Origin of the sequence: Microbacterium sp. PAMC22086 (assembly GCF_019443525.1) — a bacterium.
Classification (GTDB): domain Bacteria; phylum Actinomycetota; class Actinomycetes; order Actinomycetales; family Microbacteriaceae; genus Microbacterium; species Microbacterium maritypicum.
In genome coordinates, this window is sequence record NZ_CP080380.1 from 2,486,142 (window position 1) to 2,508,945 (window position 22,804).

Annotated in this window: 22 protein-coding genes, 4 tRNA genes and 1 pseudogene; 14 read left to right on the forward strand and 13 right to left on the reverse strand. The window is 68.1% G+C overall.

Annotated elements, in window-relative coordinates; genetic code table 11:
- Positions 1-52: 52 nt before the first annotated feature.
- Positions 53-1,360 carry an aminotransferase class I/II-fold pyridoxal phosphate-dependent enzyme gene (locus KY497_RS12360; RefSeq protein ID WP_219869161.1) on the forward strand — a complete coding sequence of 436 codons (1,308 nt, stop codon included), beginning with the start codon at positions 53-55 and terminating at the stop codon, positions 1,358-1,360.
- A 46-nt stretch (positions 1,361-1,406) separates the two neighbouring features.
- Positions 1,407-2,258, forward strand: a complete 852-nt coding sequence (gene pdxY, locus KY497_RS12365) for a pyridoxal kinase PdxY (protein WP_141386767.1) — start codon at positions 1,407-1,409, stop codon at positions 2,256-2,258.
- Between the two features lie 70 nt (positions 2,259-2,328).
- Here the strand turns inward: pdxY and KY497_RS12370 are convergent, their stop codons facing one another.
- The 4 genes from KY497_RS12370 to KY497_RS12385 form a co-directional block, all read right to left on the reverse strand.
- Positions 2,329-2,883: an HIT domain-containing protein gene (locus KY497_RS12370; RefSeq protein WP_055868034.1), complete on the reverse strand. Its 555-nt coding sequence runs from the start codon at positions 2,881-2,883 to the stop codon at positions 2,329-2,331.
- On the reverse strand, positions 2,880-4,805 hold the full coding sequence (gene thrS, locus KY497_RS12375) for a threonine--tRNA ligase (RefSeq protein ID WP_241244677.1): 1,926 nt from the start codon (positions 4,803-4,805) through the stop codon (positions 2,880-2,882). The genes KY497_RS12370 and thrS overlap by 4 nt, the downstream gene beginning before the upstream one ends.
- Positions 4,806-4,972: 167 nt before the next feature.
- Entirely contained in the window at positions 4,973-5,656 is a 684-nt protein-coding gene (locus KY497_RS12380; RefSeq protein ID WP_219869162.1) for a response regulator transcription factor, read from the reverse strand.
- Positions 5,653-6,810 carry a sensor histidine kinase gene (locus KY497_RS12385; RefSeq protein ID WP_219869163.1) on the reverse strand — a complete coding sequence of 386 codons (1,158 nt, stop codon included), beginning with the start codon at positions 6,808-6,810 and terminating at the stop codon, positions 5,653-5,655. The genes KY497_RS12380 and KY497_RS12385 overlap by 4 nt, the downstream gene beginning before the upstream one ends.
- Positions 6,811-6,975: 165 nt before the next feature.
- Between KY497_RS12385 and KY497_RS12390 the strand changes: the two genes are divergently transcribed.
- From KY497_RS12390 to KY497_RS16770, 5 genes and pseudogenes are all read left to right on the forward strand, one after another.
- Positions 6,976-7,926: an alpha/beta fold hydrolase gene (locus tag KY497_RS12390; protein WP_219869164.1), complete on the forward strand. Its 951-nt coding sequence runs from the start codon at positions 6,976-6,978 to the stop codon at positions 7,924-7,926.
- A 63-nt stretch (positions 7,927-7,989) separates the two neighbouring features.
- Complete coding sequence (locus KY497_RS12395) at positions 7,990-8,403, forward strand: hypothetical protein (RefSeq protein WP_055872466.1); 414 nt, start codon at positions 7,990-7,992, stop codon at positions 8,401-8,403.
- Between the two features lie 39 nt (positions 8,404-8,442).
- On the forward strand, positions 8,443-9,795 hold the full coding sequence (locus KY497_RS12400) for a deoxyribodipyrimidine photo-lyase (RefSeq protein WP_219869165.1): 1,353 nt from the start codon (positions 8,443-8,445) through the stop codon (positions 9,793-9,795).
- A gap of 67 nt (positions 9,796-9,862) precedes the next feature.
- Entirely contained in the window at positions 9,863-10,468 is a 606-nt protein-coding gene (locus KY497_RS12405; RefSeq protein WP_141386771.1) for a hypothetical protein, read from the forward strand.
- Positions 10,469-10,684: 216 nt separating this feature from the next.
- A pseudogene (locus KY497_RS16770) lies at positions 10,685-10,762 on the forward strand (copper resistance protein CopC); the annotation flags it as partial.
- Positions 10,763-10,857: 95 nt separating this feature from the next.
- Here the strand turns inward: KY497_RS16770 and KY497_RS12415 are convergent.
- The 4 genes from KY497_RS12415 to KY497_RS12430 all read right to left on the reverse strand — a co-directional run bounded on the left by KY497_RS12415 (position 10,858) and on the right by KY497_RS12430 (position 11,858).
- Positions 10,858-11,430, reverse strand: a complete 573-nt coding sequence (locus KY497_RS12415; protein ID WP_219869166.1) for a dihydrofolate reductase family protein — start codon at positions 11,428-11,430, stop codon at positions 10,858-10,860.
- A 131-nt stretch (positions 11,431-11,561) separates the two neighbouring features.
- Positions 11,562-11,633 (reverse strand) — tRNA-Val (locus KY497_RS12420).
- Positions 11,634-11,660: 27 nt separating this feature from the next.
- Positions 11,661-11,731, reverse strand: a tRNA-Cys gene (locus KY497_RS12425).
- 54 nt (positions 11,732-11,785) lie between these two features.
- Positions 11,786-11,858: transfer RNA gene (locus KY497_RS12430), tRNA-Gly, on the reverse strand.
- A gap of 151 nt (positions 11,859-12,009) precedes the next feature.
- Between KY497_RS12430 and KY497_RS12435 the strand changes: the two genes are divergently transcribed.
- A tRNA-Val gene (locus KY497_RS12435) sits at positions 12,010-12,085 on the forward strand.
- Positions 12,086-12,188: 103 nt separating this feature from the next.
- Here KY497_RS12435 and KY497_RS12440 read toward each other — a convergent pair.
- Positions 12,189-13,067 carry a PQQ-dependent sugar dehydrogenase gene (locus tag KY497_RS12440; protein WP_375140931.1) on the reverse strand — a complete coding sequence of 293 codons (879 nt, stop codon included), beginning with the start codon at positions 13,065-13,067 and terminating at the stop codon, positions 12,189-12,191.
- Positions 13,068-13,360: 293 nt separating this feature from the next.
- Between KY497_RS12440 and KY497_RS12445 the strand changes: the two genes are divergently transcribed.
- Together KY497_RS12445 and KY497_RS12450 are read left to right on the forward strand one after the other, a co-directional pair.
- On the forward strand, positions 13,361-13,810 hold the full coding sequence (locus KY497_RS12445; protein ID WP_219869168.1) for a GIY-YIG nuclease family protein: 450 nt from the start codon (positions 13,361-13,363) through the stop codon (positions 13,808-13,810).
- A gap of 396 nt (positions 13,811-14,206) precedes the next feature.
- Positions 14,207-15,364, forward strand: a complete 1,158-nt coding sequence (locus KY497_RS12450) for a DUF1611 domain-containing protein (RefSeq protein ID WP_219869169.1) — start codon at positions 14,207-14,209, stop codon at positions 15,362-15,364.
- On the opposite strand, the gene KY497_RS12455 is transcribed toward KY497_RS12450, so the two are convergent.
- The 3 genes from KY497_RS12455 to zapE form a co-directional block, all read right to left on the reverse strand.
- Positions 15,330-15,884, reverse strand: coding sequence for a type II toxin-antitoxin system PemK/MazF family toxin (locus tag KY497_RS12455; RefSeq protein ID WP_174799576.1), 555 nt, complete (start codon positions 15,882-15,884; stop codon positions 15,330-15,332). The two genes, KY497_RS12450 and KY497_RS12455, sit on opposite strands and share 35 nt — an antisense overlap.
- Before the next feature lie 20 nt (positions 15,885-15,904).
- Complete coding sequence (locus KY497_RS12460; protein ID WP_055867970.1) at positions 15,905-17,143, reverse strand: ammonium transporter; 1,239 nt, start codon at positions 17,141-17,143, stop codon at positions 15,905-15,907.
- A 134-nt stretch (positions 17,144-17,277) separates the two neighbouring features.
- Positions 17,278-18,315, reverse strand: coding sequence for a cell division protein ZapE (gene zapE, locus KY497_RS12465; protein ID WP_219869170.1), 1,038 nt, complete (start codon positions 18,313-18,315; stop codon positions 17,278-17,280).
- 145 nt (positions 18,316-18,460) lie between these two features.
- On the opposite strand from zapE, the gene KY497_RS12470 reads away from it, so the two are divergent.
- A complete protein-coding gene (locus tag KY497_RS12470) occupies positions 18,461-19,354 on the forward strand; it encodes a sulfurtransferase (protein ID WP_055867964.1) in 894 nt (297 codons plus the stop codon).
- A 19-nt stretch (positions 19,355-19,373) separates the two neighbouring features.
- Positions 19,374-19,805, forward strand: a complete 432-nt coding sequence (locus KY497_RS12475; protein WP_055867962.1) for a SufE family protein — start codon at positions 19,374-19,376, stop codon at positions 19,803-19,805.
- On the opposite strand, the gene KY497_RS12480 is transcribed toward KY497_RS12475, so the two are convergent.
- Positions 19,789-20,943 carry a S9 family peptidase gene (locus KY497_RS12480; protein ID WP_218682881.1) on the reverse strand — a complete coding sequence of 385 codons (1,155 nt, stop codon included), beginning with the start codon at positions 20,941-20,943 and terminating at the stop codon, positions 19,789-19,791. The two genes, KY497_RS12475 and KY497_RS12480, sit on opposite strands and share 17 nt — an antisense overlap.
- 25 nt (positions 20,944-20,968) lie before the next feature.
- On the opposite strand from KY497_RS12480, the gene KY497_RS12485 reads away from it, so the two are divergent.
- Together KY497_RS12485 and KY497_RS12490 are read left to right on the forward strand one after the other, a co-directional pair.
- A complete protein-coding gene (locus KY497_RS12485) occupies positions 20,969-21,550 on the forward strand; it encodes a DUF3000 domain-containing protein (protein WP_055867949.1) in 582 nt (193 codons plus the stop codon).
- The gene (locus KY497_RS12490) at positions 21,543-22,736 is read left to right on the forward strand and encodes an HRDC domain-containing protein (protein ID WP_141386779.1); all 1,194 of its coding nucleotides are present in this window, start codon (positions 21,543-21,545) and stop codon (positions 22,734-22,736) included. The genes KY497_RS12485 and KY497_RS12490 overlap by 8 nt, the downstream gene beginning before the upstream one ends.
- The last annotated feature ends 68 nt before the right edge of the window (positions 22,737-22,804 follow it).

A 22,804-nucleotide genomic window follows, 5' to 3' on the forward strand; every position in this document is an offset into this window, starting at 1 on the left:
CTAGGTCAAACATAGCACTGTCCGATTCGACCTAGAATCGCTGAGGAGGACCATGAGCGACCAGATCACAGGCACCACCGCATCGGACATCGCGGACAGCGTGCGTTCCCTGCGCGATCGCGGAATCCTCCACGCCGGTGCGGTGCTCCCCTCGGTGCGGGAGCTCGCGGCCACGCTGGGTGTGAACCGGAACACCGCCGTCGCGGCCTATCGACAGCTCGCCCAGGCGGGCCTGGTGATCTCTCGCGGCCGAGCGGGCACCGTCGTCGCCGGCCTCGAAGCGGTGGCGCAGGAGGGGTACGCCTCCGACACGGTGCTCCGCGACATCGGCACGGGGAACCCGGATCCGCGGCTCATCCCCGACCCGGCGCCCGCGCTGATGACCATCGCATCGCGTCCGGTGCTCTACGGCGAGCCCGTGATCGACGAAGGCCTCGAGCAGTGGTCGAGCCGGTGGATCACCGGCGATCTCGCAGAACACGACTTCCGGATCACGATCACGAGCGGCGCGGTCGACGCCGTCGAGCGCCTGCTGGCGCAGGCCCTGATGCGCGATGACGCCGTCGCACTGGAAGACCCCTGCTTCCTGGCGAGCATCCACACGGTACGACTCGGCGGGTACCGCGCGGTTCCCGTGCCCGTCGATGCCGAGGGCATGACGGTCGACGGCCTGCGTTCCGCGCTGGCGGCCGGAGTCCGCGCCATCATCTGCACACCACGGGCCCAGAATCCGACCGGAGCGAGCCTCACCGCATCCCGGGCCGCTGAACTGCGCGGCGTGCTCGCCGACCACCCCTACGTGCTGATCATCGAGGACGATCACTTCTCGATGCTCTCGCAACGGCCGTACGAATCGCTCATCGGGCCGGACCACCGCCGGTTCGCCCTCGTGCGCTCCGTCTCGAAGTTCCTGGGACCCGATATGTGCCTGGCCATCGCGGCGACCGACGCCGAGACCGCCGAGCGCCTCGCGATGCGGCTGAGCCCCGGCACCACCTGGGTCAGCCACCTCCTGCAGCGTCTCGCCCTCACTCAGCTCACCGACGAGACGGTGCGGGCAGAAGTCGCCTCTGCCGCGGCGCACTACGCGCAGCGGAACGCCGCCTTCGCCGCCCGGCTGCGCGCGAACGGCATCGAGGCCACGGCATCCGACGGGTTGAGCCTGTGGGTGCGGTTCGGCCAGCCTGCACGCGCCGTCGCCGACCGGCTCATGCGGCGCGGGTGGCTCGCCCGCACCGGTGACGACTTCGCCCTCGACGAGAAGGCGGAGCCCTCGCACCACCTGCGCCTGACCGTGCACGACCTCTCCGACGACGAGGCCGAGTCCTTGGTCGCAGATCTCGTCGCCGCGGGGCGATGACCATCCACGGCGGGTATCGGCCCGCCCTGAACGAAAGAGTCGGAGAATGAAGATCCTCTCCATCCAGTCAGCCGTGGCCTACGGGCACGTCGGCAACTCCGCTGCCGTGTTCCCGCTGCAGCGCATCGGCGTCGAGGTGCTCCCGGTCTACACCGTGACCTTCTCCAATCACACCGGCTACGGCGCCTGGCGCGGCCCGCTGATCGCGCCCGACGACGTGCGCGAGGTCATCACGGGAATCGAGGAGCGCGGCGTGTTCGACCGGATCGACGCCGTCCTCAGCGGTTACCAGGGTGGTGAGGGCATCGGCGACGTGATCATCGACGCCGTCGCACGGGTCAAGGCCGCGAACCCGAACGCCGTCTACGCGTGCGATCCCGTCATGGGCAACGCGAAGTCCGGCTGCTTCGTCGCACCCGCCATCCCGGTGCTGCTGCGGGAGCGCGTCGTCCCGGTGGCCGACATCATCACGCCGAACCAGTTCGAACTCGGCTTCCTCACCGACACCGAGCCGGACACGCTGGAGTCCACCCTCGCCTCTGTCGATCTCGCACGCGCCATGGGTCCGCGCACCGTGCTCGTGACCAGTGTCGAACGCCCCGACCGCGAAGAGGGCACGATCGAGATGCTCGCCGCCGACGACGAGGGCGCGTGGGTCGTGCAGACCCCGCACCTGCCGATGAAGGCGAACGGCTCCGGCGATGTGACCGCAGCGTTGTTCACCGCACACTACGTCGAGACCGGAAGCGCGAAGATCGCCCTCGAGCGCACGGCGTCCAGTGTGTACGACCTGCTCAAGGCGACGCTCGAATCCGGTGAGCGCGAACTGCAGCTCGTCGAGGCCCAGGAGTTCTACGCCCACCCGCGGATGCAGTTCACGGCACGTCAGGTGCGCTGAATCCCGTCGTCTCGCTCACCGCTCGCTCGACCACCCCGGTTTGTCGAGCGGGCGAGCGAGGCTGTCGGTCTCAGCTGCCGGATTCCGGCCAGGCCGCCGCGACGGCCTCGCGCACCTCGCCGAGGAGCTGCGGAAGCGCCTTGGTCTTCGCGATGATCGGGAAGAAGTTCGCATCCGACGTCCAGCGCGGTACCACGTGCTGATGCAGATGGGCGTCGACGCCCGCTCCGGCCACCGCCCCCTGGTTCATCCCGAGGTTGAAGCCGTCACAGCGTGACACCTCACGCAGCACCCGCATGGCCGTCTGCGTCAGCGCGCCGATCTCGGCGACCTCCTCAGCCGTCGCCTGGTCGTACGTGGCTATGTGGCGATAGGGGCAGACGAGCAGATGTCCCGAGTTGTAGGGGAAGAGGTTCAGCAGCACGTAGGCCGTCTCTCCCCGGGCGACGACCAGCCGCTCGGCATCCGGGAACTTCGGCGCCTCACAGAACGGGCACTCGTCGCGAAGCGGCTCGGGCCCCGCCTGGATGTACGCCATCCGGTGCGGGGTCCACAGCCGCTGGAACTCGTCCGGGACTCCTGCGAGTACTCCGGCATCCTCCAGCGGCTGCGCCCCGTCGGTCACGCCAGATCCCCTGCCTTCAGCACGAGCGCGTGGGATGCGATGGCGGCGCCGATACGACGCACCGCATCCTCGACCGGGACGCCGTTCTCCTGCGTGCCGTCGCGGAAGCGGAACGACACGGTGCCCGCGGCACGATCCTGCTCCCCGACGATGAGGATGACGGGGACCTTCGCGGTCGTGTGGGTGCGGATCTTCTTCTGCATGCGGTCGTCCGAGTGGTCGACATCGGCCCGGACCCCCGCCGCCCGCAGCTGCGCGATGACGTCGTCCAGATAGTCGCCGTACTGCTCAGCGACCGGAACACCCACCACCTGGCTGGGTGCGAGCCACAGAGGGAAGTCGCCGGCGTAGTGCTCGAGGAGGATCGCGAAGAACCGCTCGACGGAGCCGAGGAGTGCACGGTGGATCATGACCGGCCGGTGCTTCTGGCCGTCGGGACCGGTGTACTCCAGTTCGAACCGGTCCGGCTGGTTGAAGTCGAGCTGGATGGTGGACATCTGCCAGGTGCGGCCGATCGCGTCACGCGCCTGCACGGAGATCTTCGGACCGTAGAAGGCCGCTCCCCCGGGGTCGGCGACCAGTTCGAGCCCGGACTCGATCGCGACCTCACGCAGCGTGTCGATCGCCGTCGACCACTGTTCCGGCTCGCCGAGGAACTTCGGGTTGCCCTCTTCGTTCGTCGACAGCTCGAGGTAGAAGTCGTTGAGTCCGTAGTCGCGGAGCAGGTCGAGGACGAGGTTCAGGTTGGTGGTGAGCTCTTCCTTGACCTGGTCCTGAGCGACGTAGATGTGCGCGTCGTCCTGCGTCAGGCCGCGCACGCGGGTCAGCCCGGACAGCGTGCCGCTCTTCTCGTAGCGGTAGACCGTGCCGAACTCGGCCAGTCGCAGCGGCAGCTCACGGTAGGAGCGCCCGCGCGAACGGAAGATGAGGTTGTGGAACGGGCAGTTCATCGGCTTCAGGTAGTAGTCCTGCCCCTGCCGGGTGACGTTGCCCTCCTCATCGACGACCTCGTCGAGGTGCATCGGCGGGAACATGCCGTCCGCATAGGTCTGCAGGTGACCCGACGTCATGAAGAGATCCTTCTTCGTGATGTGCGGGCTGTTCACGAGGTCGTACCCGTTGCGCAGCAGGTGCTTGCGCAGGTTCTCCTCGATCTCGTAGCGGATGATGCCGCCCTTGGGGTGGAACACCGCGAGTCCGGAGCCGATCTCGTCCGGGAAGGAGAACAGGTCCATCTCGGCACCGAGCTTGCGGTGGTCTCGGCGCTCCGCCTCGGCTATGCGCTCCTGATAGGCGCGCAGCTCTTCCTTGGTCGGCCAGGCCGTGCCGTATATGCGCTGCAGCTGCGGGTTCTTCTCACTGCCGCGCCAGTAGGCGGCGGCGATGCGGGTGAGGTCCCAGCCGTTGCCGATCATGCGCGTGTTCGGCAGGTGCGGACCGCGGCAGAGGTCCTTCCAGACGACCTCGCCGTCGCGGGTGGTGTTGTCGTAGATCGTCAGCTCACCCTCGCCGACCTCGACGGACGCGCCCTCGGCGGCCTCCTGGGCGCCCTTGAGCCCGATGAGCTCGAGCTTGAACGGCTCGTTCGCGAGCTCGGCGCGAGCTTCCTCGTCGGTGACGACACGGCGGACGAAGCGCTGGCCCTCGCGGATGATGCGCTGCATCTCCTTGCTGATGGCCTTGATGTCCTCGGGCGTGAACGGGGTGTCGACGCCGAAGTCGTAGTAGAACCCGTCGGTGATGGGCGGACCGATGCCGAGGTTCGCCTGCGGATTGATGCGCTGCACGGCCTGAGCCAGCACGTGGGCAGCGGAGTGACGGAGAATGTTCAGCCCGTCCGCGCTGTCGATCGTGACCGGCTCGATCACGTCGGTGTCGGTCACGGTCGTGGCGAGATCCTTGAGATCGCCGTTGACGCGCATCGCGACGACGTTTCGGTCAGTGAACAGGGCGAAGCCGTCATTCGGCCGGGCGTTTTCAGGCACAGAAACTCTCCATCTGGGTCGGTACCAGGTTACTCGCCCGGCTGGGCCCTCCTGACCGCCACCCGCGTGAAGATCACCGGCGCGGATGTGGCGCTCCGGCGGGTTCAGCCGCGACGGTCGGCTCCGCCCGACGCGATCACGATCCCCGACTCGTAGGCGTCGATCACGAGCTGTGCCCGATCGCGCGCGTGCAGCTTCGACATGATGCGATTCACGTGGGTCTTCGCCGTGTGCGGTGAGATCACGAGGTCGTCCGCGATGTCCTGATTCGAAGCCCCACCCGCCACGAGGAGCAGCACTTCCCGTTCGCGTTCCGTGAGCTGGCGCAACGGCTCGCTGTTCCAGGCCTCGGCGCGTGGATGCTGTGGCAGCACCGAGCGTTCGATCAGCGACCGCGTCGCCGCCGATGACAGGAGCGCCTCTCCGCGATGCACCACTCGCACGGCACCGACGATGTCCTCCGGCTCCGCACCTTTGCCGATGAACCCGCTGGCGCCGGCACGGAGGGCGGCCACGACGTAGTCGTCCTCCTCGAAGGTCGTCAGGATGAGCACGCGCGGCGTCGTGGTCAGCGGCGCGCTCATGATCTGCGCAGTGGCGGCGATGCCGTCGAGCTCCGGCATCCTGATGTCCATCACCACGACGTCCGGCATCCATCGGCTCACCGCGGAGACCGCCTCCCGCCCGTTCGCCGCCTCGCGGACCACCTCGATGCCGCCGTCGGCGAGGATGTCGCTGACGGCCTGCCGCACCAGCGGCTGGTCATCGACGACGAGCACCCGGATCATCGTGCGCCTCCATCGAGCGGGATCCGAACCTCCAGGCGGAACGCGCCGTCGGCGGTGCCGGCCTGCACGTCTCCGCGGACGGCGACGACCCGCTCACGCAGCCCGCGCAACCCGTGGCCACCGGCATCCGACACGGAGCCCGGTTGCGCAGCCGTCTGATTGACGACGACGAGGCGGAGCGCATCGTCCTCCGCCTGGAGACGAACGCGCGCCGAGCCGTCCGCTCCATGCTTGTGCGCATTCGTCAGACCTTCGAGAACCACGAGGTAGGCGACGTGATCGCTGGCCGGCGACAGGGCGGGCCGTTCGAGATCGTCGTCCAGATCGACGTCGAGCCCCGCCTCGCGAAACTGCCTGACCAGCCCATCGAGACCGGCCAGCCCGACCTGCGGGCGCAGGTCGCGCACGTCGTCCGGATCGTCGGAGCGCAGCAGCGCCATCAGTCCGCCGATGTCGGCGAGCACGGTACGGGAGGAACGTCGGATGGTCGTCAGGGCCTCGCGCGCACGTTCCGGACGGACCTCCAACGCGGACGACGCGACGCCTGCATTGAGACTGATGACCGAGATCTGATGGGCGACGACGTCGTGGAGGTCCCTGGCGATGCGCACCCGTTCCTCCGCGACCCGACGCCGTGCTTCCGTATCTCGCCCCTGCTCGGCGCGTTCCGCTCGTTCCGTCATGGCGCGCACGAACTCGCGTCGCGACCTGGCCGCGTCTCCCAGGGCCCCTGCGAGGGCGATGATGAAGACGAACTGCAGCGCGCGGGCATCGAGGAGGTCCCCGCCGAGCGGGATCGCGCTGACGAAGAAGACGAGCACCGTCGCCGCGCTCACCGCGATGATCCCGACGAGTCGTCCACGGCGGTCCACGACGGCGTAGGCGCTGATCGCCGTGGCGATGAGCGCGCTCGGCGACATGACGCCCGTGAGCGCCAGGACCGTCGCGCACAGCAGGCTGAAGGTGAGCACGACAAGTGGAAGCCGTCGACGGAAGGGCATCGCGGCCGCGGGGACGAGGGCTGTGACGAGCATCCAGCCGCTCGCACGGAAAGCGTCGTCCGGGAAGGGTGACACGGCGAACAGGACGACCACGACCACGGCGATCACGTCGCCGACCGGCGCCGGGATTCGCGGAGGACGGGGTGCCGACATCACACCAGTATTCCCCGCGACGCCGGCACGGGGATCCCCCGACGGGATGAGCTGCGTGTACTGCGCTCGCAGTACACGAGTGTCCGCGGCAGGGCGACGCGACGGCGGATGCCGGACGGCACGCTGGAACGAGGGCGCACAGGGCGTGCGCCGAGAGGGGTCGGCATGAAGAAGCCAGTCAAGAGAGTGCTCGTCGCGCTCACATCCGTCGTCGCGGTGATCGCACTCGGTCTGACGGCCACCACCGTCGGCAATGCGGTGGCCACCACGATCGAACAGGATCGCATCGAGCCCTACGGCCAGAAGGTCACCGTGGACGGGCTCGACGTGAACGTCATGATCACCGGCGAGGGTTCAGAGGACATCGTGCTCCTGCCGGGGTTCGGCACCGCATCGCCCGTGCTCGACTTCGAGCCGCTCGTCCCCGAGCTGGCGCAGGATGATCGCGTCATCGTGGTGGAGCCGTTCGGCTACGGGCTGAGCGACGGCACGGACCGCGCCCGCACCACCGACAACATCGTGACGGAGACGCACGCCGCCCTGCAGGAGCTCGGCGTCGACGACTACGTCCTGATGGGACACTCCATCGCCGGCATCTACGGCATCCAGTTCGCGAACCGCTATCCCGATGAGGTCAGGGCGTTCGTGGGCATCGACAGCAGCGTGCCCGGCCAGCCCGGCTCGGACACCGAGCTGCCGGTCGGACTCTTCAGTGCCGCGAAGAGCCTCGGACTGGTCCTACTCATCGCGTCCTTCCGTGGCACGGGCTACGACGAATCCGTCTACTCCGCTAAGGCGCGGGAGCAGATCGCCCTGCTCACCGACCGGAACACGTTGAGCCCCACCTACCTGAATGCGATGTCTCTGCTTCCGGCGAACTTCGAAGATGCACTCGGCACGAGCTTTCCCGAGGACCTCCCCCTGCTGCTGTTCGTGGTCGCCGACAACCCGTCCGTCCCCACGTGGCTGCGGTTGCACGAGGAGCAGGCCGAGGCGGTCGCTGACGGCACGGTCGTGCCGCTCGACGGAGAGCACTACCTCCATCACACCCACACGCCGAGGATCGTCGACGAGTTCCGCTCCTGGGAGCGCACGCGGATGTCCGCCCCGCAGTGACGTGTCCCAGCGCATTGAGGCGGCGGGAGTGGCGGGCAGTCAAACATCACGTAGCGTGAACGGATGGACAGAGCAGTCGCACGATGGATACTGGCGCTCGCGCTCGGCGCGATCGGGGTCGGCCACTTCCTGAGCACACGGGGATTCCGTGTGGTGGTGCCGGACTGGGCCACGCGCCTCACCAGGCTCGACAAGGACACGATCGTGATCGCATCCGGTGCCGCCGAAGTCGCGCTCGCCGCCGGACTGCTCGCGCTGCCGAAGGAGCGCCGCCGCATCGGCTGGGCGACCGCGGCGTTCTTCGTCGCCGTGATGCCGGGGAACATCCACCAGTGGCAGACCCGGCGCTCGACGCCGGGACTCGACACGGATGCCCGGCGTTTCGGCAGGCTTTTCCTGCAGCCGCTCCTCGTACTGTGGGCGCTGTGGTCGACGAGCGGCGAGGCCCCTCGTCGTCGTAACCGCCGTCGCGGCTGAGCGACGAACCATGACCACGCGTTCCAGGAGAATGGTCCCATGACGTCTCCCTCGATCGTGTGGTTCCGCGATGACCTCCGACTCGCAGACAACCCCGCGCTGCGGGCAGCGATCGACCGAGGAGAACCGGTCATCGCCCTGTACGTGTTCGACGAGGAGTCGCCGGGCATCCGTGCCATCGGTGGCGCAGCCCGCTGGTGGCTGCACCACTCGTTGGCTTCTCTCGACGAGCGTCTCCGCGACCGTGGTGGCGCCCTCGTGCTGCGACGCGGCCCTGCAGAGCGCATCGTCCGCGAAACGGTGACCGAAGTCGGAGCGGGCGCCGTGTTCTGGAACCGCCGGTACGGGGGTCCCGGGCGCGAAGTCGACTCGGCGCTGAAAAGCTCGCTCCGGGCCGATGGACTCGAGGTCGCCTCCTTCGCCGGCTCGCTTCTCCACGAGCCCTGGACGGTCAGAACCGGAAGCGGCACGCACTATTCGGTGTTCACGCCCTTCTGGCGGGCCTGCCTCGCGCTGCCGGCGCCGCGTTCCCCTCTGCCGGAGCCTCGGTCGGTCCCCGGCCCGACACACATGCCGCCATCGGACACGCTCGACGACTGGAATCTCCTGCCCACGACCCCGGACTGGGCCGAGGGGCTGCGCGAGACGTGGGAGCCGGGAGAACCCGCCGCGCGACAGCGGCTGAAGGACTTCCTCGAGCATGACCTCCCCTCATACGATCGCGCGCGGGACGAACCGTCAGCCGGGGCCACCTCGTTGCTCTCCCCCCACCTCCGATGGGGAGAGATCAGCCCGTTCACGGTCTGGCACGAGGCGGTCGGCGTCGACGGCGCCGGTGGATTCCTCTCCGAGGTGGGCTGGCGCGAGTTCGCCTGGCACACGCTGTACCACTCGCCCGACCTCGCGAGCGAGAATCTGCGGCCGGAGTTCGACGCCTTCCCCTGGCCGCCCTTGAACCCCGCCCACCTCGACGCGTGGCAGCACGGAGAGACGGGCGTTCCCCTCGTGGATGCCGGCATGCGTGAGCTCTGGCACACCGGCTACATGCACAACCGGGTCCGGATGGTCGTGGCATCCTTCCTCGTGAAGAACCTGCTCATCGACTGGTGCCTGGGAGAAGAGTGGTTCTGGGACACGCTCGTCGACGCCGACGAGGCCAACAACCCCTTCAACTGGCAGTGGGTCGCCGGCTCCGGAGCCGATGCGGCGCCCTACTTCCGCGTGTTCAACCCCGAACTCCAGGCGAAGAAGTTCGACCCGCAGAGCCTCTACATCTCGCGCTGGGCCGCCGACGCCCCCACCGAGCCGATCGTGGACCTGGCCGAGACGCGGAAGATCGCGCTCGCCGCCTACGAGGAGGTAAAGCGCGCACCGCGCACAGGACGCGACTGACGAGAGCGGCACCCACGATCGGATGGGCGAATCGAGTCGCCGACGCCGTCCATGCCAGACTGGAGCCGTGACCGAATCCAGGAGGCCAGCCGTCGTCCGCGGCTTCGCTGCTTCGTCACTGGCGATCTTCGTCGCTCTCGCAGGTCACGTCTCGGGCGGCGGGCAGATGCCCGGAGCGCTCGGCATCGCCGTGCCGTGGGTGTTCTCGTTCATGATCTGCGTGCTGCTCGCCGGTCGTTCTCTGTCGCTGATCCGATTGAGCATCTCCGTCGCGGTCAGCCAGTTCCTGTTCCATACGCTGTTCGTGCTCGGCACCGTCACGCCGTCCGGCGTCGCCACCCCGCACGTGCATGGGGCGCCCCTGGTGATCCCGGCGACGGTCGGTGTCCCCGAGGCCGTCACCGCCGATGCGTCCATGTGGCTCGGACACGCGATCGCCGCACTTCTGACGGTGGCCGCGCTTCATCGGGGCGAGCGCCTGGTCCTCGCCCTCCGCGATCTCGCCGTGCAGGTGGTCCGCTGGCTGCGTCGCCGTGTCGATCATGTCCTCGTGCTTCCGGTCGCCCCGGTCGCCGGCGGCTTGCGCGGTCGGTTCGATCTCGAGCGGGCCGTAGGCCTCGTCCTCCTCGCCACCCTCAGGGGTCGCGCTCCGCCTCTCTTCGCTGCGATCTGATCCGCGCCCTGTACCGGCCCGACCGGTCCTGTGGTGCGTCACCGCCGTGCGCCATCGATGCGCGCGGGTTCTGAACGCTTGCATGAACGTCGCGCACGCGACGTCTGATGAGAGGCCATTCCCATGTCCCCTGTCCGCAGGATTGCGGCCGGGTTGGCGTTGGCGACGGTCACGACCCTCGCGATCGCCACGCCCGCGTCCGCCCACGACCAACTGATGTCCAGCACGCCTGCCGCCGATGAGCAGTTGGCTGCAGCGCCGGAGAGCATCACGATGACGTTCTCCGGCGAGCTCCTGGTGCTCGATGAGTCACTGACCTCGCCTGAGACTCCGACCGTGCCCGGCGACGGCCGGGCACGGTCGGACACCCACCCGCGGCGCACGAGCCGTCACCGCACCTGTTCCCGTACGGGTCGATATCGCAGGGCGAACGAACCGGAACGGAACTCCTGGCGGCCGATGAGTTCCAGCGGGATGCGCTCGCGCAGACCGGAGAGGAGCGCGGGCCCGTGTCCGGCGATCACCGGCTGAACGACGAACTCGTACTCGTCGATCAATCCCAGATCGGCCAAGGCCACGGGAAGCGTGACGCCGCCCACCCACACCGTTCCGCGGGACTCGAGGATGAGACGTCGAACCGCACGCTCGAGGTCGCCGCGAACAAGCTCCGCGTTCCAGTCGACCTCGCTCAGCGTGCTCGACACGACGTACTTCTTCGCCCCGTGGATGGCCTCGGCGAAGGGGATCTCCCACGCGCTCATCCCGTCCGGCCACACACCCGTCGCGGGCTTGCGCCACGCGGATTCCATCATCTCGTAGGTCACCCGGCCGAAGAGCAGGGCGTCGGCGCGCTCCATCTCCGCGGTCCAGTACCGCATCGACTCCTCATCCGGCGCGGCGCCGGCCTCGTGATCGCAGCAGCCGTCGAGCGTGACGTTGATCGAGTATCGAAGCGATCCCATGATCGATCTCCTTGGCGTGGGTCCGCATCTTCGCGGATCGCCCCACCGTAACCCCCGCCGAGACGGATCGCATCCTCCCGGTCGCACTCCGGGCATGAAAAAACCCCCGGAGAACCGGGGGTTTCTGTCTGTGCGCGATACTGGGATCGAACCAGTGACCTCTTCCGTGTCAGGGAAGCGCGCTACCGCTGCGCCAATCGCGCCCGTTGGGGCTATTCAGTTTTCCCGTGAGGTGGCGACGGGATTCGAACCCGTGTAAACGGCTTTGCAGGCCGGTGCCTAGCCGCTCGGCCACGCCACCGTGTGGATTGACCCCACGTGCGGAAGATCTTCCGAAGAAGATCTCCTGCACTCGAGCGGATGACGAGACTCGAACTCGCGACCCCAACCTTGGCAAGGTTGTGCGCTACCAACTGCGCTACATCCGCATTTCGTTCCCGGTTGTCCCGGGCACTCATGAAACATTAGCCGAAGATCCGCACTCCGCCAAACCGGCAGCGAATCTCGCGCGTGTCTCGCCGAGTGGTCCACAGGGCCTCTGAGCGTCCGGTAGTATCGGTTGACGTACCCCGCAGGTATGGGCGATTGGCGCAGTTGGTAGCGCGCTTCCTTCACACGGAAGAGGTCATCGGTTCGAGTCCGGTATCGCCCACCATAGAACCTCCGATCCACTCGGGGGTTCTTTTCGTTTCCCCACCGCCTGGGCCGGAGACCTCCCGGTTCCCTCACGCGCGTCCGCCGGTCGACCTGCCGTCGAGCTACCCGACAGGGATACGCACGACGCGGTCGTCGCCTTCGTCCGGGTCTCCCCGACCGTCGGTGTTGTTCGTCAGCAGCCACAACGCCCCGTCCGGTGCGACCGCGACGTCCCGAAGCCTCCCGAGCGACTCGACGAGGAACTCGCCGGAGGCACGGAGGTCGGTGAGCGGTACCTGTCGGATCCGCTCTCCGCGGAGGTTCGCGATGAAGATCGACCCCGCGGTGATCGCGATTCCACTCGGACTCGCGACGCCGGGAGCCCACTGCTGCACCGGATCGATGAAATCCGCACGGTCAGAGATGCCCTCCGCCCTCGGCCATCCGTAGTTGCCGCCCGGTTCGATCACGTTGAGTTCATCCCAGGTGTCCTGACCGAACTCGCTCGCGTAGAGCGTTCCGTCTTCGTCCCACGCCAGCCCCTGCGGGTTGCGGTGGCCCAGGCTGTAGACGGGCGAGCCCTCGAAAGGGTTGTCCTCCGGCACGCGCCCATCCGGCGTGACGCGGAGGATCTTCCCCGCGAGAGATCCGAGATCCTGAGCGCCTTCACGATCGCCGGCGTCGCCGACCGTCACGTAGAGCATCCCGTCGGGGCCGAAAGCGATGCGGCCGCCGTTGTGGTTACCGGCGGCGGGGAGGGCGGAGAGGATCGTCTCGGGCTCACCGATCTTCATCGACCCCGGCGCGCCCGACAGGGCGAATCGTTGCACCCTGTTCTCGTCGGCGGCCGTCGAGTACGCGTACAGGTCGCCCTCGTGCACGGCGATACCGAGCAGGCCGCCCTCCCCGCGCGGCTCGACGCCCTCGATCACGCCGACCTCGCGCGTCTCACCCGCATCCGAGACCTCGACGATGCGGGCGGTGTCCCGTTCGCTGAGCAACGCGGTGCTCCCCGAGAACGCGATAGACCAGGGGGCTTCCAGGCCCTGCACGATCGTCTCCCTCTGCTCCGGGGAGATACTGACGGACCCCGCGGACAGCGTCGGCGAAGGCGGAGCAGGTGGTGTCGGCGCGCACGCGACGAGAGCGATCCCGGCGGCGCACAACGCGGCCGATGCCCTCAGCCCTCGACGCGTCGCCCTCATCACCGTTACCTCGCCTCCGGTTCGACACTAGACGCGCTGCGCACGGCGCAGAAGAGGCGTGTGTCCGAGGGGCCGCGTAGCCTGCCACGGTGTCGACGAATCAGCTTCTCCCCGGCCCCTGCGCGCTCTGCGGAGGCACACGGGGAGTACGCACGGAGGGCGCGTGGTGCTGCGTCTCCTGCGGATGGCGCGTCGGCGACGTCCCCGATCCCGACCTCCCCCTCCCCCGTGTCGACGTCGTCTACTACATCCGATTCGACCGTCGCGTGAAGATCGGCACGAGCCGGCGTCCGCGACAGCGGCTGGCCAGCATCAGGCACGACGAGCTCCTGGCCTTCGAGCGCGGCGGTCGCGCCGTCGAACAGCAGCGACATCGCGAGTTCGCCGCGATCCGTGAGGGCGGTGAGTGGTTCACCTGGACAGACGAGCTGCGGGCGCACGTCGCCGCCCTCCAGGAAGAGGGCGAGCCGTGGCCGCTGTACGGACGCTGGTTGAGCGGAGCATTGCGCGGTATCGACGCCGCGACACCCGAGCTGTGACATGACGGTGCCAGGCGACTGCTTCGAGAAGTCCAGTCACCCGGCACCGCGTCTCGGGAAGGATCAGGCTGTGGCGGCCCGACCCCGGGCGGTCGCAGGCTGCGGCTGACATCGGGATGATTCCTCCTCCTGTGGCGCCGCGGTGCGCGACTCACCACCGGTTCGAAGCCCGATGCGGATCGGATTGCTCCTCACGTGCCTCCCGGCGGCCCACCGAGCACCGGGTGAGACACCGCGGTCGATCGCCCCGGATCTTCGCGGCCGGGTCCCAGACACCACTGCTACGGTGAGGGTGCCGGTATCTTGCCGGCATCAGGGAAGACTTCTCGTCGACCAACGGGCCTCATCGGTCATTTCGTTCTCCGTCGCCTCCTCTGTGCGAGTCCGAGGAGCATCATGCCCACCCCGTCCGTTCCCTCTTTCATCGACCCCGCGCACGCCTGGGCCGCCCCGATCGCCCTCCCCTCGGGGACCACCGCGATCGTCTACTGCGAAGGCCAGTTCGGCGAGCAGGACGGCAAGACCGCCAACGGGCTGGTCCGCCACTCCGAGAAGTACGAGATCCTCAGCGTCATCGACAGCACCCACGCGGGAGCGGATGCCGGGATGCTTCTGGACGGACACGTGAACGACATCCCGATCCTCGACGGTCTCCCCACCGCGATCGCGCACGCCGGGCACGTCCCGGACTACCTGATCTGCGGCGTCGCTCCCGCCGACGGCCTGCTCTCAGCCGATCAGCGCACCGTGCTCCTGGATGGCATCGCCCGCGGAATGCACATCATCAACGGCCTGCACGAGTTCCTCACCGACGACGCCGAGTTCGTCGCCGCGGCGCTTCTCGCCCAGGTCACGATCACCGACATCCGTCGCCCGCGCGACAAGAAGGATCTCCACCTCTTCTCCGGTCGCATCTTCGACGTGACCTGCCCGCGCATCACGATCCTGGGCACCGACGGAGCGATCGGCAAGCGCACCACGGCGACGATCCTCGTGCGGGCGCTCAATGAGCGGGGCGTGCACGCTGTGATGGTCGGCACCGGACAGACCACGATCATCCAGGGCGGGCGCTACGGTGTCGCCCTCGACGCCCTCGTCCCGCAGTTCTGCTCCGGCGAGGTCGAGAATCAGGTCGTCGCGGCGTTCGAGAGCGAGAACCCGGATGTGATCATCGTGGAAGGGCAAGGCGCACTCAGCCATCCCGCCTACATCACCTCCGCGCACATCCTCCGCGGCAGCCAGCCCGCAGGCGTGATCGTGCAGCACGCCCCCGGACGCAAGGTCCTCGGCGACTTCCCCATGGTGGCGATGCCCACGGTCGCGAGCGAGATCGCCCTGATCGAGGCGTTCGCCGACACGACGGTGATCGGCGTGACCGTCAACCACGAGAACCTCTCGACGGAACAGCTGGCCACCGCGATCGACGAGATCGAGCTCCGCACGGGACTCCCCGCGACCGACCCGCTCACACGACCGCTGGCCGAACTCGTCGATATGGTGCTGCAGGCGTTCCCGATGCTCAGCCCGCGACGGACCAGCCGTAGCGCCGCGTGAGAGCCGTTCCGACGCGGTCGTAGCGGCGGCGATCGAGGACCGCCGCTTCCCGTCGCAGTCCGCGTTCGTGGACGCTGTACAGCTGCTCGATGTCGACCCAGGACTCGCGTCCCTGAGAGTCCCAGGCCCCGGTCCCGATCGAGAGGTAGTCCCGCTCCCCGTCGTGCGGCTTGCTGGTCATCCGCACCGCGTACACGCGATCCGCTGACTGCCGGCCGATCACGAGCACGGGACGGTCTTTGCCGCGCCCGTCGTTCTCCTCGTAGGGCACCCAGGTCCAGACGATCTCGCCGGCATCCGGGGCACCGTCCCGCTGCGGCGCATAGGCGACCCGCAGATCCCTGATCCGGTCCGGATCGATGCGGGCGGTCTCGGTGCCGGCGGGGGCGGAGGTCTCCTGCGGGGTCCGCAGACGCGCGTCCGGGCGTCTCGGATCTGTTGTCCGAGACGCCCGGCCGGAGCCCACTGCCTTGAGCAGAATCTCCGCGAGTGTTGCCAGGATGCCGTTGGTCTTGCTCACACGGTCACCCTAACCGCAGATCACGCGTCGGCGAGTGCGTAGCCCTCCTCGCCGTGCACGACCTGGTCGACACCGGCGATCTCGTCCTCGTTCGTGACACGGAAGCCGATCGTCTTCTCGATGGCGAAACCGATGATGAAGGCGACCACGAAGGAGTAGATCAGCACTCCGAGCGCGGCGATCAGCTGCACGGCGAGCTGGCGGGCGTCGCCGCCGACGAAGAGGCCGGTCTCGGTGGCGAAGAAGCCGAGGTACACCGTTCCGATGAGACCACCGACGAGGTGGATGCCGACGACGTCGAGGGAGTCGTCGAAGCCGAGACGGAACTTCAGTTCGATCGCGAGTGCGCACACGACTCCGGCGAGTGCACCCAGCAGCAGAGCCCAGCCCGGCGTCAGGTTGGCGCACGCCGGGGTGATCGCGACCAGACCGGCGACCGCACCGGAGGCGGCACCGACCGAGGTGGGCTTGCCGTCCTTGATCTTCTCCACGAGGATCCACCCGAGGATGGCAGCAGCGGTCGCGCCCAGGGTGTTCAGACCGATGAGGCCGACCCCGCCCATGTCCTCCGCGAGCCACTCCGCGCCGGCGTTGAAGCCGAACCAGCCGAACCACAGCAGCGCGGCGCCGAGGAGCGTCAGAGGCACGTTGTGGGGCTTCAGGATGCCCTTCTGGAAGCCGATGCGCTTGCCGAGCACCAGCGCGAGAGCGAGGGCCGCGGCGCCCGCGTTGATGTGCACGGCGGTACCACCGGCGTAGTCGATCACACCGATGCCGCTGTCCTCGCCGAAGAGCGTGGTGCCGAGGTTCATGATCCAGCCACCGCCCCAGACCCATGCGGCGACCGGGAAGTAGCCGACGGTCGCGAAGATGCCGGCGAAGATCAACCAGCTGCCGAACTTCGCACGATCCGCGATCGCTCCGGAGATCAGCGCCACAGTGATGATGGCGAAGGTGGCGCCGTAGGCGACTCCCAGGAGCGCGACGTTCGAGCCCTCACCCTCAGCCAGGCTCGAGAGCCCGATGTCGGCGAAGGGGTTACCCGCGAAAGCGGTCGGGCTGTCGACGGCGCTCATCGAGAAGCCGAAGAGAATCCACAGCACGGCGACGAGTCCGATGGAGCCGAAGCTCATCATCATCATGCTGACGACGCTCTTCGCCTTGACGAGACCGCCATAGAAGAAGGCGACGCCGGGCGTCATGAGCAGAACCAGCGCAGTCGCGGTGATCGCCCACGAGATGTTGCCGGGAGCATCCATAGGAAAACCTCACATCCGAAGTAATTGAGAGCTTCAGTGTGACGACCTGCGGTTTCGTCAATGCGTGAGGTTTGTTTCCCCGCGGTTACAGCGCGGCTCCGCCCGTGAACATCGCGTTACGCGATTCTGCGGGCTTACACAGAATGTGTGAGGGCGTTGAGCCGAGAGATGGCGCGCAGGTACTTCTTGCGGTACCCGCCGGCGAGCATCTCATCGGAGAAGACGGAGTCGAGCCCGAGCCCCGTGGCGAGGATCGGGATCTGCGCGTCGTACACGCGGTCGACGAAAGCCACGAAGCGCAGTGCCTCCGACTGATCGGTGAGCTGGCGCACCCCGCGCAGACCCACACCGTCGACGCCGTCGATGAGTCTGATGTAGCGCGACGGATGCACCTGTGCGAGGTGGCGGATCAGATCGTCGAACCGATCGTCGGATGTCGCACCGGCAGCGCCCGCCTTCTCGACCGCGTCCGCGTACGCCGCGTCGTCGAGCACGACCGCGTGCCCGTCGAGAGCGCGCTGACGGAAGTCGACGCCGTCGATGCGCAGAGTCTGGAAGCTGTCGGACATGGCGTGGATCTCCCGCAGGAAGTCCTGTGCGGCGAAGCGTCCCTCGCCGAGCGCGTTCGGCGGGGTATTCGAGGTCGCGGCAAGCCGGGTGCCGGTCGGCACGAGCTCCCCCAGCAGACGGGTCATCACCATCGTGTCGCCCGGATCGTCGAGCTCGAACTCATCGATGCACAGCAGGTCGGCGCCTTCGAGCAGATCGACGGTGTTTTTGTAACCGAGCGCGCCGACGAGCGCGGTGTACTCGATGAACGAGCCAAAGTACTTCCGACGCGCAGGCATCGCGTGGTAGATCGACGCCAGAAGGTGCGTCTTGCCCACGCCGAACCCGCCGTCCAGGTAGACGCCGGGCTTGAGCTCCGGCTCCTTCTTCGCGCGGCTGAACAGACCGCCGCGCTTCGCAGGCGTTCCGCGCCCGGCGAAGCGCATCAGCGTCTCCTTCGCCTCCTCCTGCGAGGGATAGGCCGGATCAGCGCGGTAGCTGTCGAACGTCGCGGAGTCGAACTGGGGCGGCGGCACCAGGCTCGCCAGCATCTCGGGTCCGCTGACAGTCGGCTGACGCTCGGTGAGGTGCACGATTCCCGTGCGGCTGGTCTGGTCGGTCATCACAGTCCTGAATCAGGTGCTCACCTGTGTCGAAGTCTTACGAATCGGGCGCAGGGTGCTCGGCGGGGATCTATCGTCGAAGGGACGGATCAACACTACGCCGTCTGCCACCGCCCCCTCGTCCGCTCAACGCTTCGGAGATCCCATGGCCATCGAGTTCGATTCCTCCTCCCCCAAGTTCGCCGAGTATGCCGAACCGGGCCGCCTCGTGACCACGCAGTGGCTCGCGGAACGGCTGGGAGCGCCGGGTCTGGTGGTCGTCGAGTCCGATGAAGACGTCCTGCTCTACGAGACCGGCCACATCCCGGGAGCGGTGAAGGTCGACTGGCACACCGAGCTCAACGACCCCGTGGTGCGCGACTACGTCGACGGCGAGGGCTTCGCCGAGCTGCTGAGCCGCAAGGGCATCGATCGCTCGGACACGGTCGTCATCTACGGCGACAAGAACAACTGGTGGGCCGCCTACGCCCTCTGGGTCTTCTCCCTCTTCGGTCACGAGGACGTGCGTCTGCTCGACGGCGGACGCGACCGCTGGATCGCGGAGGGGCGCGAGCTCACGCGTGAGGCGACCAGCCGTCCGGCCACGGAGTATCCGGTCGTCGAGCGCGACGACTCCCTCATCCGCGCGTACAAGGATGACGTTCTCGCCCATATCGGCAGCCCTCTGATCGACGTCCGCTCTCCCGAGGAGTACACCGGTGAGCGCACCACGGCGCCCGCGTACCCCGACGAGGGCGCGCTGCGTGCCGGCCACATCCCCACCGCGCAGAGCGTGCCGTGGGCCAAGGCGGTCGCCGAGGACGGCGGCTTCCGCAGCCGTGCCGAGCTCGACGCGATCTACCGCGACGGGGCCGGGCTGAAGGACGGGGACGATGTCGTCGCCTACTGCCGCATCGGGGAGCGCTCGAGCCACACCTGGTTCGTACTCACCCACCTTCTGGGCTTCGAGAACGTGCGCAACTACGACGGGTCCTGGACCGAGTGGGGCAGCGCGGTGCGTGTGCCGATCGTCACCGGCTCAGAGCCCGGCACGCTCTGAACATGTGACAATGACAGGGATGACCACAAGCGACGTTCCTGACGCCCTCGCCGAGATCCGCGACGGTTTCCTGGAAACCCCCGAGTCCGATCGTCTTCTCCTGCTGCTCGAGTTCTCCGACGAGCTCCCTGACGTGTCCGACGAGGTCGCGGCCCACCCGGAGATGTACGAGCGCGTCGCTGAGTGCCAGTCGCCGGTATACATCCACGTCGAGGTGAACGACGACATCGTGACCATGCACGCCACGGCGCCGCCCGAGGCTCCGACCACCCGCGGTTTCGCGAGCATCCTGGTACAGGGCCTCACCGGCCTGACCGCCGACGAGGTGCTCGCGATCCCGAACGACTATCCGCAGTCGATCGGGCTCACCAAGGCGGTGTCGCCTCTGCGCATCGGAGGCATGACCGGGATGCTGATGCGGGCGAAGAACCAGGTCACGCAGAAGCGCTGAAGCCCTGGGCGTCGAGCCAGTCGGTGATCGCGGTGGTCCAGCCCGTCTGGTCGTAGTTCCAGAGCTTGGTGTGGCGCGCGACCGTGAATCTGGGCATCGTCACGAGATCCGGACGCGCCTCCTGCAACGCATGCGAAGAGTCGGCAGGGACGAAGCCGTCGTCGTCGCTGTGCAGGATCAGGATGGGCGCTGTCAGCTCGTCGGCGCGGGCGACCATGTCCAGGCGATCGAACGCGATCGGCTCGTCGGCTCCGCTGAGGCGCGCGGTGAGCGGCATCTGGAGCGCACCCATGGCGAGTTCGGGCAGCGGTGCCCGAACTCCGGCCATCTTCGCCTGGAATCGCAGCACGGTGCGCCAGTCGACGACGGGAGATTCGAGGATGATCCCGGCGATGCGATCGCGGTGCTCCGACGTCACCGCAGCCTGCAGCGAGACCGCTCCCCCCATCGACCACCCCATCAGGATGACCTGTTCGGCGCCGTGTCGGAGTGCGTAGGCGATCGCGGCATCCACGTCACGCCATTCCGAGGCTCCGAGGGCGTAGGCGCCCGCCCTGGTGCGGGGGGCCTCGCCGTCGTTGCGGTAGGAGACGACGAGGTTGGGCAGGCCCGCGGCAGAGAGCACCGGAACGGCCCGCAGGCACTCGGCGCGCGTCGCCCCGCGTCCGTGGACCTGGATCACCCAGGTCGAGGACGACGCCGGGAAGTACCAGGCAGGGCACGGACCGGCCGGGGTGCCGATCAGCAGGTTCTCCCAGCGCAGGTGGAGCTCGCTCGGGGATGAGTAGTAGTAGCCGCTGAAGGCCGCGGCACGATCGACGCGGGCGCCGGGCTCGATCTGCGTGAGGAGCTTGCGGCGAACAGTCGAGCCGTCTGCGCTGAGGACGGCACCGAGCTTCACATAGCCGTAGGTTCCGGTCGTGAACAGGCCGTACCGTCCGGGGAGCTCGGTGTCGAGGGTGCGCTGCAACTCGATGGTCTGCGCACCGGTGTCGACGGCGAGGATCTCGGTGTCGGTGGCACGACGCATGGGAGTGACGACCCGACGGGCGACGGCGAACACGACGAGAGCGAGCGCCGCCCCGAAAGCGAACAGGGCAGGGACAAGGAGCGTAACGGCGTGCCTGAGACTCTTCATCGCTTCCTGACTCTAGCCTGTTGCCGTGACCGCACACCCCGAGGCCGGGACGCCTTTCGAGAGCGCCGTGGCCGAACTGCGCGAGACCGAGTTCCGTGATGACATCACGGTGCGCGAGATCGCCACCCCGCAGGGCCTCGCGCCCTTCGCCATCGCCCTCGCCGCCGACGTGCGCCCGGAGGGTGACGGCGAGTCGGTGTACGGCACCGGTCGGTTCGTCCTGCTGCACGATCCCGAAGAGCCCGGCGCGTGGGGAGGCTCGTGGCGCATCGTGCTGTTCGCCCAGGCGCCGTTGGAGACGGAGATCGGCACCGACCCGCTTCTCGCCGACGTGACCTGGTCGTGGCTGGTCGACGCGCTCGACTCCCGCGACGCGATCTATCACTCGGAGTCGGGCACCTCGACCAAGACGCTCTCGAAGGGATTCGGTGGGCTCGCCATCGAAGGAGACGGCGCCCAGATAGAATTGCGGGCGTCCTGGACTCCGGAGGGCCCGTTCCGACCGCACGTCGAAGCATGGGCCGAACTGGTCGGAATGCTGGCGGGGCTTCCGCCCGGCTCCGAGGGCATCGCCGTGATCGGCGCGCGAAAGGCTGTACGTGACTGAATACTCCGTGATCTCGGATGTCGAGGAGTTCCGCGCAGCCTGCGCCGTGCTCGCCGCAGGAACCGGCCCCGTGGCCGTGGACGTGGAGCGGGCATCCGGTTTCCGGTACTCGCAGCGCGCCTATCTGGTGCAGGTGTTCCGCCGCGACGCAGGAGTCTTCCTGTTCGACCCGCCGGCCATCGGCGACTTCGCACCTCTGCAGGATGCGATCGGAGACGTGGAATGGGTGCTGCACGCCGCGAGCCAGGATCTGCCTTCACTCCGGGAGCTGCACCTCGAGCCGCCGGTGATCTTCGACACCGAGCTGGCATCGCGCCTCCTGGGGCATGAACGCGTCGGACTCGGTGCCGTCGTCGAGGACACCCTGGGCATCACGCTCAAGAAGGAGCACTCCGCGGCCGACTGGTCGACGCGGCCGCTGCCGGACTCCTGGCTCGAGTACGCCGCCCTCGATGTTCTGCACCTGATCGACGTGCGTGACGTGCTGGTGCTCGAGCTCGAGGAGCAGGGGAAGACGGAGTTCGCCGCGCAGGAGTTCGCCGCCACGCTCGCTCGCGCTCCCAAACCACCGCGCGAGGACCCCTGGCGCCGGCTCAGCGGCCTGCACCAGGTGCGCGGGGCACGCAACCTCGCCGTCGCCCGCTCGCTCTGGCAGGCTCGCGAGGCGTTCGCGCAGGATCAGGACGTCTCCCCCGGACGCCTCGTCCCCGACCGTTCCCTCGTGGCGGCGGTCATGGCGAATCCCACGTCGAAACAGGCACTGGCAGGCATCAAGGAGTTCCAGGGGCGCGCGAGTCGTACGCAGCTCGATCGGTGGTGGCAGGCGATCGTCGATGGCCGGGCGTCGGAGGAGCTCCCTCGCGAACGCGTCCCGAGCGACACTCTTCCTCCGCCGCGCGCCTGGGCTGATCGGAACCCCGAGGCGGATGCGCGTCTGAAGGCCGCCCGCCCCGTCGTCGAGGCCGCGGCCGAGGAGCTGGGGATGCCGACGGAGAACCTCCTCACTCCGGAGTACCTCCGTCGCGTGGCCTGGGATCTGCCCGGCGAGACCGCGGAGGAGATCGGCGCTGCTCTGGCCGCCCTGGGCGCGCGACCCTGGCAGATTGCACAGACCGCACAGAAGATCGCCACCGCCTTTGTAGAGGCGGCGCAAACGCCCGACACGACCCCCGCACCCGCTTCGTAGGTTCGACCCAACCGATTCCTCCCCGTTTCGCGGGCTTCATAGACTGAGGCCACGCACTAACTTGGAGG

What these genes read in the sequence shown, in the direction of transcription:
- KY497_RS12415 (WP_219869166.1), bottom strand. Translation starts at nt 11,430, where the DNA reads ATGGGATCGCTTCGATACTCGATCAACGTCACGCTCGACGGCTGCTGC.
- KY497_RS12470 (WP_055867964.1), top strand. Translation starts at nt 18,461, where the DNA reads ATGGCCATCGAGTTCGATTCCTCCTCCCCCAAGTTCGCCGAGTATGCC.
- KY497_RS12400 (WP_219869165.1), top strand. Translation starts at nt 8,443, where the DNA reads ATGACGTCTCCCTCGATCGTGTGGTTCCGCGATGACCTCCGACTCGCA.
- KY497_RS12385 (WP_219869163.1), bottom strand. Translation starts at nt 6,810, where the DNA reads ATGTCGGCACCCCGTCCTCCGCGAATCCCGGCGCCGGTCGGCGACGTG.
- KY497_RS12390 (WP_219869164.1), top strand. Translation starts at nt 6,976, where the DNA reads ATGAAGAAGCCAGTCAAGAGAGTGCTCGTCGCGCTCACATCCGTCGTC.
- zapE (WP_219869170.1), bottom strand. Translation starts at nt 18,315, where the DNA reads ATGACCGACCAGACCAGCCGCACGGGAATCGTGCACCTCACCGAGCGT.
- KY497_RS12460 (WP_055867970.1), bottom strand. Translation starts at nt 17,143, where the DNA reads ATGGATGCTCCCGGCAACATCTCGTGGGCGATCACCGCGACTGCGCTG.
- pdxY (WP_141386767.1), top strand. Translation starts at nt 1,407, where the DNA reads ATGAAGATCCTCTCCATCCAGTCAGCCGTGGCCTACGGGCACGTCGGC.
- KY497_RS12360 (WP_219869161.1), top strand. Translation starts at nt 53, where the DNA reads ATGAGCGACCAGATCACAGGCACCACCGCATCGGACATCGCGGACAGC.
- KY497_RS12480 (WP_218682881.1), bottom strand. Translation starts at nt 20,943, where the DNA reads ATGAAGAGTCTCAGGCACGCCGTTACGCTCCTTGTCCCTGCCCTGTTC.
- KY497_RS12450 (WP_219869169.1), top strand. Translation starts at nt 14,207, where the DNA reads ATGCCCACCCCGTCCGTTCCCTCTTTCATCGACCCCGCGCACGCCTGG.
- thrS (WP_241244677.1), bottom strand. Translation starts at nt 4,805, where the DNA reads ATGCGCGTCAACGGCGATCTCAAGGATCTCGCCACGACCGTGACCGAC.
- KY497_RS12380 (WP_219869162.1), bottom strand. Translation starts at nt 5,656, where the DNA reads ATGATCCGGGTGCTCGTCGTCGATGACCAGCCGCTGGTGCGGCAGGCC.
- KY497_RS12475 (WP_055867962.1), top strand. Translation starts at nt 19,374, where the DNA reads ATGACCACAAGCGACGTTCCTGACGCCCTCGCCGAGATCCGCGACGGT.
- KY497_RS12395 (WP_055872466.1), top strand. Translation starts at nt 7,990, where the DNA reads ATGGACAGAGCAGTCGCACGATGGATACTGGCGCTCGCGCTCGGCGCG.